Source organism: Desulfovibrio sp. (assembly GCF_047607245.1).
In the GTDB taxonomy this organism is placed as follows: domain Bacteria; phylum Desulfobacterota; class Desulfovibrionia; order Desulfovibrionales; family Desulfovibrionaceae; genus Desulfovibrio.
This window is the reverse complement of record NZ_JASGDK010000119.1, coordinates 1-8742: the sequence shown is the minus strand read 5'-3', so window position 1 is coordinate 8742 and position 8742 is coordinate 1. Positions and strand designations below refer to the sequence as shown.

Here is an 8742-nt window from a genome sequence, read left to right as displayed (position 1 = left end):
TCAGATCAAACTATCGGCACCTGATGACGTTGCCGGAAAATATACCACGGTATTCGGCAAAATCAGACCAAAAGGCCCAAGATTTCCGGTGTGACGGTCTTGGGCCTTTTGAGACTGCCAGTTAAGAGGTCATTAATTCGCCCATGAATTCTTTCAATCGCAGGAGCATCTCTTTGCCAACCTCGGGGTGTTTATCCAGCACGTTGTTAAGCTGAAAGGGGTCTTTCCTTCTGTCATAGAGTTCGTCCGTTTCAGGCACTTCCGCCACGCTGTTGGGCGAGCAGGTCCACTGATCGGCTCCGTCCAGGCTGGAGAGCACGGTACCTGCGGGCTTTTCGCTGTCATCAGCGCCGAAACCCTTGCGCCATTCTTCCATATACCCCTTGCCGCCTGTTGCCGTGATGTGCGAACTGTCTATGCTTTCGCTGTAAAATTCCGCAGCCATTTTGTCGCTGTCGCGGTTTTCAGGCTGTAACCAGTGGATGTAGCTCCAGTCATCTGTAAACATCCCCCACGAGTAAGAGTGGTAGCCCGCGATGGCAAAATCGCGCACCTTGTCCACCTCTCCCCGTACCAGAGGCAAAAGGCTTTTGCCCTGCATATCCGGGTGAATACCTATACCCAGCCAATCGCACACGGTGGGTGCCACGTCGCAAGACTGAACAAAAGACTTTATGCGCTGCCCGGCCTTGATTCCAGGGGCACGAAGCAGCATGGGGGTGTGGGCGAGTTCTTCATAAGGCCAGGGGCGAACCTTGGTCATAATTCCGTGGCCGTGTTCGCCATTGCCCAAATGCTCGCCGTGGTCGGAAACCATCATGAACAAGGTATTTTCTTCCAGGCCCATAGCCTTCACGGTGTCCATCAGCTTGCCAAGATATTCGTCACACAGGGTGATGGTTTCAGCATAAAGCATGCGGATGTGGTGCAACTGCTCTTCCGTGAACACGCCGTCCACAGGGCCTTCGCAAGGATACGGTTGCGGCTTGCCCTTGTAGTCCGGGTCGTACGGGCAGGGGCGGCCTTCTGTAACGGACGGCGGATACCACGGCTCATGCGGATCGAAGGAGTCGACCCATAGGAAAAACGATTTGTTACGGTCAACACCGCCCAGATAGTCAATGGCTGCATCGACAGTACGCGCGACAAAATGATCTTCCTTGCTGCGCCAGTATTGACGCTGACGAAGAAAAATACCCAGTTCCGTGAGGTTGCCGGTAAGCGCCGCTTCTCCCATTTTTTCCGCATAGGCCTTGGCGCACGCCTCTTCAACATAATCGTCAAGGGAGAGATTGATCAGCGGATCATACTCGTAAAAATTATCGGCTTCCTGCCCACGGGTATACCAGACCTTGTCGAAGCCCCGGGTGTAGCCAAATTTGGGCAAGCGGTAATTGGGACAGTCAAACACAAGGCCAGTCTGGATGGGCCGCCCCCAACAAAGATCGGCGATGGTGGTGTCTTCTTCAGAAAGAGCGACCCAACCAGCCTTTTGCAAGGTATAGCGCCCTGTATGCATGGCCCTGCGGCAAGGTACGGTGGGCAAGCCTTCGGTGTAGCAGTTTTCAAAAAGCACACCTTCTCTCGCGAGCCTGTCCATATTGGGAGTTTTTATCCATTCGTTGCCGTAGCAGCCCAGGTAATTATACTGCAGGCTGTCGAACATTATGACGATGACATTCTTTGGCATACAATGCGCCTCACATTATAAAGCTGTTAAAATACTCAAGCAAAACGCTTCACCACTGATGAACTGCGCTCAGCATGAGCAAAAGATGTGCCTAAAATTTATATTCAAACATTCTAACAATTAATAAACAAATCAAAAATTATTTACTTTGCCTGATGACAAAACTATCGTTTTTTACGACATTGAAAAAAAATTTACGGGTATTTCATATGCAAAAAAATACAGATCTCTCACAGATAGAAATGCGCAACAGCTATACACGTTTGCTCAATCTTATTCCTGGCGCAGTGTTTCGTTCTGAAATATCTGAAAGAAAACATGCTTTTTCGAAGAATTATGGCGTCTGCCTGAAGTTTGTCAGTGATGGCATGTACAAACTGATTGATGTCACCCCGGACACGCTGGACCACGGCGTGAATCTTGTGGATTCACTTATTCTGCCTGAAGACCGTGATGTGGTAAGGGAGAAAATTTATACAAGTTTTGTAGAAGACCGGCCCTACCAGATGGTGTACCGCATGCGGCTTCCCAGCGGGACCATAAAGTGGATATGGGAACAGGGCGAAGTTGTCTGCGGTGAGTCTGGGGAACTGCTGTTCCTTGAAGGCATTATGATGGACCTCAGTGAATACAAAGCCATCGAAAATTCACTTAAAGAAGAAAAGAGCATGTCGGCTCTTTCCTGCCGCACAGCCAACGGCTTTGGCTTGATGGTGGGCACAAGTGATCCTATGCAAGCCCTGTATTCGCAGCTAGAAAAAGCGGCTCAAAGCAGCAGTAATGTGCTTATTCTGGGTGAAACCGGCACGGGAAAAGAGCTATGCGCCCAGACCATCCACGAACTGAGCGGGCGCAAGGGAGCTTTTGTGCCTGTAAACTGCGGCGCCATCCCCGAGCAGCTCATTGAAAGTGAATTTTTTGGTCATGTGCGAGGGGCGTTCACCGGGGCCGTTGGCAATAGAGACGGTTTCATCAAGGCCGCTCACGAAGGCACACTTTTTCTTGATGAAATTGGGGAACTTCCGTTACACCTTCAGGTCAAACTTTTGCGCACTCTTGAAAGCAAACAGTTTACACCCGTTGGCAGCAATACCCCCCAACGGTCCACATTCCGCCTTATTGCTGCAACCCATCAAAATCTGGCCAGTATGGTGAAAAGCAAAACCATGCGGTCAGATTTTTTCTATAGAATTAATGTATTAACGGTAAAAATTCCGCCACTGCGTGATAGGCGCGGCGACCTCGATTTGCTCATTGAGGCATACCTAAACGCTAACAACACTGCGGGCCAGGTGCCCCAGCACGTGCGCGCAGCTATGGAACAGCACTCGTGGCCGGGTAATATCCGCGAGATGCACAATTTTCTTGAACGCTTTTTTATGTTCGGTGACGCTTCAATCGAAGGTTTTGATTGCGATGGCTGCGAAGCGTTTTTTCCCGATACCGACACACCTCTGGAAGAATCCGTCAAGGCTTTCGAGTACAGATTGATCGTGCAGGCTATGGAAAAATGCCGCTGGCGACAGGGCGAGGCAGCCAAGCTTCTTGGGCTTAATTTAAGAACATTTCAGAGGAAAATTAAATACCACAACCTGTCAAAATAGTATTACCCGCAAATTTTCTGCTCCCCAATAAAAAAACAGGACTTACACTCACAGTAAGACCTGTCGTCATGTCTTTTGCACCCAACTTGCAAAACATACCGGGAAATAAGAGTACTATCTGCGACTATCCTTATTTGATGGAGAAAGCGCGGCCTCGCCCCGGTTTCTGGCGTGAGCGATCCAGTTTTACTGCCATGTGGCCGATTTTCTTGAAAGGATCAGGCAGAGCCACCAGCAGCATATCCCAAAATCCCTGCCGTACTTTTACAGACAGCTGCCTCTCAACAAGCTTGCAAAATGGAAGGGTATCGTTTGTCATACTGACCTCCACCGCAATACTGATTGCTGCATCTGACCAGTGTATGACAAAACGGAAGCTTTTTCGTGCCGCCTACTGTGGTTTAAAAAGCATCAATGTGGCGAATGGACGGATATGTTTTGCAGAAACCGATAAAAGTAACGGCCACAGGTATTCTAACTTCGCTGAAATAAAAAATAGTCTTGAGATCAGAGCATTTTAACTCTGAAAAAGTTTAAATGCTCTATGAGGCTAGTGCGGTTTAACTTTACCGGGTGGCAACAATACAGGAACGGATCAGATTTCGCGTATCACCCGCGCGGCGTCCTGTGCCATAAGAGCGTGCCCGGCTTCGCTGGCGTGCAAGCCGTCAGTATACAAGGCATCAAAGGACTCCCTGTTTCCGCTCTGCATTGCCGAAGCGGAAACCGTCTCAAAGCAGCGGTAAAAATCCACCTTTGGAAGAGAAAAATCTTCGGCCAGACTGTGCAGCCAGAGCCGCAAATCTTCGTAGGCGGCGCAAGCTCGCTCCACGTCCATACTGGCAAGCAATGGAAAGGTGATGGGGTGGCGCACAGGTATGGGAATGCCGAGCAAGGGCTTGATGCGGGCGTTGAAACACTGTTGCACCAGAGCGAACATATTTGCTTTTACTACACCAAGTTCCGCCCCTAGAGCCAGATCGTTAAAGCCGCCCATAAGAATGGCGGCATGCGAGTCTCTAGTGGCACCGTGGGCCTGAAAACGGGCCAGCATACCACCAGTGGTATCGCCGTTGATGCCCCAGTTATACACCCGCATGCCTGTTGCCCCGGCCAGCAAGGAGGGCCAAACCCGGGGGCGGGGAATGCCGTAGCCATATGTGAGGCTGTCGCCCAAACAGATCAAAGTCATGCCCGCTTTCTACTCCTCTACCACTTCGACGTCAAAGAACAGGCCGCGCTGGCGGAGCAACCAGCACGGCCCCGTGCCGTCGCACTCAATGCGGCACGGTATTCTGCGGAGCCAGGACAGGATGCCTGCCCGCTCCCGCCCCAGATCCGCAGGTTGCGAAAAAGGCCCTGCGGCCTCAGACGCAAATCTACAATGGCAATCCCAGTTGCAGGCGAATATGGCGCACATCCGCCTCTTCGGGCTTGAAGGGGTAGTTTCGTATGCCTGGCCCGGGCCGTGAGTTGGCATAGGGGCGATTGCAGGCCACCTCGCCGTCACGGCCCGTGCAGCCGCAGGTACGGAAGGGCTCGCCAGTATTGATGACGCGCTCCAGTTCATCCTTTGGCAAACCATACCCGATGATGCCCCGCCGCTGATTGTAGGTGAAGCCATCTGCGTGAGCGTGATTATGATCAATAAGCCAGCGGGCCAGCTGGATGCGGCGGTACTGGTCAATGGGCGGGGGCAGACTGTCTGCCAAAGGCGACCCTCCCTCGGGGAAAAATGAAAACAAATGTGTATTGCCGCCCATATCATGCACACGCTGCATGGCCCGGCACATTTCCTCCTCTGTCTCACCCATACCCACCATAAAATGCGAACCAGCCATGCCCTGACCAAAAACATCCAAACTTTCTTCCAGGCATTGCCAATAACGGTCCCAGGAGTGCGGCCCCCCCACTCCGGCTCCGCGGTAGTGAGCGAAAAGACCTGGCGTGGCAAGGTCAATAGCCACACCAATTTTGTCTGCCCCTGCGTCACGAAATTCTTCCAGGTGGCGACGCGTCAGGATGGTAGGCGAAATGAGCAGTGAAACCGGAATACCCACAGCTGACCGCAAACGGCGGCAAATGTCCGCCGCATCATGCGGGGCACGGCTATTGGTTAGCATTGATATGCAGATGCGCTTGACGCGCTCCTTGCGCCTTGCGATGCCTGCAATGATTTCGTCCACGGTAAAGGCAGGCCAGCTTACGCGAATGAAACTCTTGATGGGGCGCTTTACCTTTGCGCCAGAAAGGCCGCAGTAGGCGCAGCGGGCCGCACACCCCGAACGGTAGGTCAAAAGCAAATTTATGCACGAAAGGCAGGCATTGCGATAAAAACTGCCCGGCGCAAAATCCAGCGTCATTGCGGCGGCAAGGCTCATGCGCACAACATCCGGGCTTTCAGGCGCAAGTTCCTGATCGCAAACGCCGTCGCTGGGGGAACATTGATTTTTCAACTCAGTGGCTTGGCTCATATTTTCCTCGCTGACTGCTCCAGAGCAGACTGTTGCCCTATGCCCGTCGTGTATTATTCGTGAACGTGAATTCTTACTGCATCGGCCCTTTCACCAGCCAGCCGCGCCTTCGCCCAAGCGCACCGAACAGCAGGTTTTGCGAAACTGCGCCTCCAGCCCCATTCGGGCCGCCGTAGCAACAGCTTCTTGAGAAGGCAAAGCCATGCGGTTGACCCCGGCCATAAGGGCCAACTCTTCAAGATCGGCAGCGCCTTTACGGGGGCGGGCGCAGCCGAGGCTTATTTCCGTATCTGGCATGAGCTCATGCGCCCGTAGAATAACCCCGCAAACCTCGCGCGCACCGGGCGGCGCCATATGGGCCATATCTGTGCCGGGCAGGCTCATACAGGCCACTATGACCAGCAGAGCTGGCGGACGCCGGGCAATGATATCCAGAGCCCAGCTTTCGCCGAGCAGCTTGCCAAAATGCAGCCCAACCACAATATGTGGCACCACGGGCAGTTCGGCCCGAGCCAACGCTTCAAGGCTTTTGTCCAGCAGTTCTGCGCCGTCGGCCAGATGATAAACCTTGTAGTAGGTTTCTGCGCTGCCGATGACGTCAATCAAGGCCTGATCAGCCCCGGCGTTTTTCAAATCCCTGGCAGTGGCCGCGTCCACCATGCCGCAGTGTACAGACACGAAAAGCCCTGTCTGTTGCTTCACGTCGGCAATGGCGCGGATAAAATTCTTCCACGGCACACGTCCCCGTCCGTCGCATCCGCCGGAAAGCAGTACGCCTTGCACACCTTGCGCCTCAAGGCTTCTACATTTTTCCAGCAGGCTGCCGGGCTTGCTCACATCAGGCATGTTCTGCAACAGAGCACCACCACAGTGGGCGCAGTGTTGCGCACAGTCGCGGCCTGTAACGGAAAGCGCTGGGTATTGCCCCTGCACGCCGTCGCGCACGAACATGCCCGGCAGGTAGAATACTATTTTTTTACCGTGCCGCGCCCAGGAAAGCTCCCTGGCCTGCTCCAGTTGCATGTCATCCCAATGGTCAAGAAGCCGCATAGTATTCCCTGAATCCTATCCAGAACCTGTTTATGGAATGGTCCAGCATGCCGTCGTGGCCTTCCCAGTCCAGCCTGCGCTTGTGCGCGTGTGATAAAACGTCACCGTAAAAATCGTTCCATTCGTCTGCATAGCCCTGCAAAACAGCCATGTGCCCTTCTGCAACTGTGCGGGCTGCCCAGCGGCCAGCCATCTGCCCGCCAATGACGGCCTGAAATATGCCCGCCCCGGTAATGGGATGCGTATGCCCTGCGGCATCGCCTGCCAGCAGAATGTCGCCTGCCACGCAGGGACGCGGTGGCCCGGCGGGTATCCAGCCGCCCGTGAGCGACAAAGGCTCGTCGCGCACCAGACCAAGGGCTGACAGGCCGCGCGCAAACCGCCGCAACACACGGCGCAGGCCGGGTGTGTGCTTTTGCCGCAACATGCCCAGCCCCACATTGGCTATTTCTCCCTTCGGGAAAAGCCATGCGTATCCGGCGGTGATACTTTCATCAAAGTATATGCAGGTGTGTTCCAGCTTTTGCAGCAAGGGCAGGCGCACCTGTATGGATGGCAGGCAGTGGGTATTGGACAGCCCCACCCACCGGGCCACGCGTGAATGCGGGCCATCCGCACCAATAATGACCTTGGCCTTTATACGAACATGATCTCCAGCGGGCGTAGACAATACAACACAACTGCCCTGCCCGCCTTCACGCTCAAGAACGCAGTGCCCAAGCAGAATATGGGCTCCGGCATCCGCAGCGGCGCAGGCAAGAGCCTGATCAAATTTATCCCTGTGAATGACGTGACCAGGAGCCGTCATGTCCTGAATGCGGTGTCCGTGCAAATAACTGCGCATTCCCAACGTGGTCTGGGCGATATAATCTTTGCCCACGTCAGCCTGCCCCACCAGCATGGCCGGAATATACTCAGCACAACGCACGGGCAGGCCCACCACACTGCGACGCTCGATCAGGGCCACAGACGCCCCTGCCTTTGCAGCCGCCCGCGCTGCGCAGGAACCAGCAGGCCCGGCGCCCACAACCAGCACATCATATTGTAGCATGCGCATGCGCCCTCCCCGCCTGTTCCGAGCCAGATGCAAGGCTTTGCCCCTGCTTCTGGCCAGCCAGTTGCCCGGCCTGTTCAGCAACTCGCAGAATGTCATTCAGAAGCGGCATGTTGAGCGATGTCTGGCTGGAGAATTCCCCCCTATGGGCGGCTTCGCTCTGATCCAAGTCGTAGCAGGTGGTATTTTCTATATCTATGAGGATTCCCGGCAAACCAAGGCGGGCAAAATCCTCAACATGCTTGATATAGAAAGGCTGGCAGCAGCAGCCGATAAAGGCTGAAACTCCCTGCTCTTTAAATTTTTCCAGCTCCTGCATGAGATGCTCGAAGTTGGTGATGCAGACGGTGCGCATCTTGCGCTCAAGCCCCAGTGTCCAGGCCTCGCCCACTGAGCATTCGCCACAGGCACGGCAGGCGCGGGTGAATCGCAAATCGCAGTCTTTAAGTTTGGCGCAGTATGGCAGCAAGAGCGCCTGCGGCCCTGCCGCCAGCACTTCGTCAAAACTGCCGTTGGTGGTGAAAATGCGGTTGCAATGCTCAAGCGGGATGCCGTGGCGGGCAATGGCGGCTTTTTCCAGCGCCATACGCAGGGGAGTGCAGATATCATCCGCCCCCATATCCGGTATGGTGATCCTTTTTTCATTAAAAAAATCGTGAATAATGCCGCACAAGTGATCGCCGTTCAAAGGCTGGCCGCGCAACGCTGCCTCAAGGTCAAAGAGTGCCCTTGACGGAAAAGATAAAAAATCCCCGGTGATAAAGATATTTTTGAGTGTTTTTCGCGGCATGTTCAGCTGCATTGTCACGCGCACCAGACCAAAAGGAGATTTGGGCTCCCCCTGCTCTACCTCTGTTTTTTCATAGGTGG

Annotated in this window: 8 protein-coding genes; 1 reads left to right on the top strand and 7 read right to left on the bottom strand. The window is 54.1% G+C overall.

Features of this window, described 5'->3' with window-relative positions:
- Positions 1-121: 121 nt before the first annotated feature.
- Entirely contained in the window at positions 122-1690 is a 1569-nt protein-coding gene (locus QM579_RS09745) for a sulfatase (RefSeq protein ID WP_414998966.1), read from the bottom strand.
- Positions 1691-1899: 209 nt separating this feature from the next.
- Between QM579_RS09745 and QM579_RS09740 the strand changes: the two genes are divergently transcribed.
- Positions 1900-3294 carry a sigma 54-interacting transcriptional regulator gene (locus tag QM579_RS09740; RefSeq protein WP_414998965.1) on the top strand — a complete coding sequence of 465 codons (1395 nt, stop codon included), beginning with the start codon at positions 1900-1902 and terminating at the stop codon, positions 3292-3294.
- 130 nt (positions 3295-3424) lie between these two features.
- Here the strand turns inward: QM579_RS09740 and QM579_RS09735 are convergent, their stop codons facing one another.
- From QM579_RS09735 to QM579_RS09710, 6 genes are all read right to left on the bottom strand, one after another.
- A complete protein-coding gene (locus QM579_RS09735) occupies positions 3425-3613 on the bottom strand; it encodes a hypothetical protein (protein ID WP_414998964.1) in 189 nt (62 codons plus the stop codon).
- A gap of 276 nt (positions 3614-3889) precedes the next feature.
- Complete coding sequence (locus QM579_RS09730) at positions 3890-4486, bottom strand: GDSL-type esterase/lipase family protein (RefSeq protein WP_414998963.1); 597 nt, start codon at positions 4484-4486, stop codon at positions 3890-3892.
- Positions 4487-4673: 187 nt separating this feature from the next.
- Positions 4674-5768: a radical SAM protein gene (locus QM579_RS09725; protein WP_414998962.1), complete on the bottom strand. Its 1095-nt coding sequence runs from the start codon at positions 5766-5768 to the stop codon at positions 4674-4676.
- A 90-nt stretch (positions 5769-5858) separates the two neighbouring features.
- Positions 5859-6818 (bottom strand): radical SAM protein, encoded by a 960-nt coding sequence (locus QM579_RS09720; RefSeq protein ID WP_414998961.1) that lies wholly within the window; start codon positions 6816-6818, stop codon positions 5859-5861.
- Entirely contained in the window at positions 6805-7875 is a 1071-nt protein-coding gene (locus tag QM579_RS09715; protein WP_414998960.1) for a geranylgeranyl reductase family protein, read from the bottom strand. The genes QM579_RS09720 and QM579_RS09715 overlap by 14 nt, the downstream gene beginning before the upstream one ends.
- Positions 7856-8742, bottom strand: an 887-nt coding sequence (locus tag QM579_RS09710; RefSeq protein ID WP_414998959.1) for a DUF116 domain-containing protein, incomplete at its 5' end; no start/stop codon positions are given. The genes QM579_RS09710 and QM579_RS09715, both read right to left, overlap by 20 nt.

Bases quoted from the DNA above. Each gene is read 5' to 3' on its own strand.
- QM579_RS09745 (WP_414998966.1), bottom strand. From the start codon at position 1,690: ATGCCAAAGAATGTCATCGTCATAATGTTCGACAGCCTGCAGTATAAT.
- QM579_RS09740 (WP_414998965.1), top strand. From the start codon at position 1,900: ATGCAAAAAAATACAGATCTCTCACAGATAGAAATGCGCAACAGCTAT.
- QM579_RS09735 (WP_414998964.1), bottom strand. From the start codon at position 3,613: ATGACAAACGATACCCTTCCATTTTGCAAGCTTGTTGAGAGGCAGCTG.
- QM579_RS09730 (WP_414998963.1), bottom strand. From the start codon at position 4,486: ATGACTTTGATCTGTTTGGGCGACAGCCTCACATATGGCTACGGCATT.
- QM579_RS09725 (WP_414998962.1), bottom strand. From the start codon at position 5,768: ATGAGCCAAGCCACTGAGTTGAAAAATCAATGTTCCCCCAGCGACGGC.
- QM579_RS09720 (WP_414998961.1), bottom strand. From the start codon at position 6,818: ATGCGGCTTCTTGACCATTGGGATGACATGCAACTGGAGCAGGCCAGG.
- QM579_RS09715 (WP_414998960.1), bottom strand. From the start codon at position 7,875: ATGCGCATGCTACAATATGATGTGCTGGTTGTGGGCGCCGGGCCTGCT.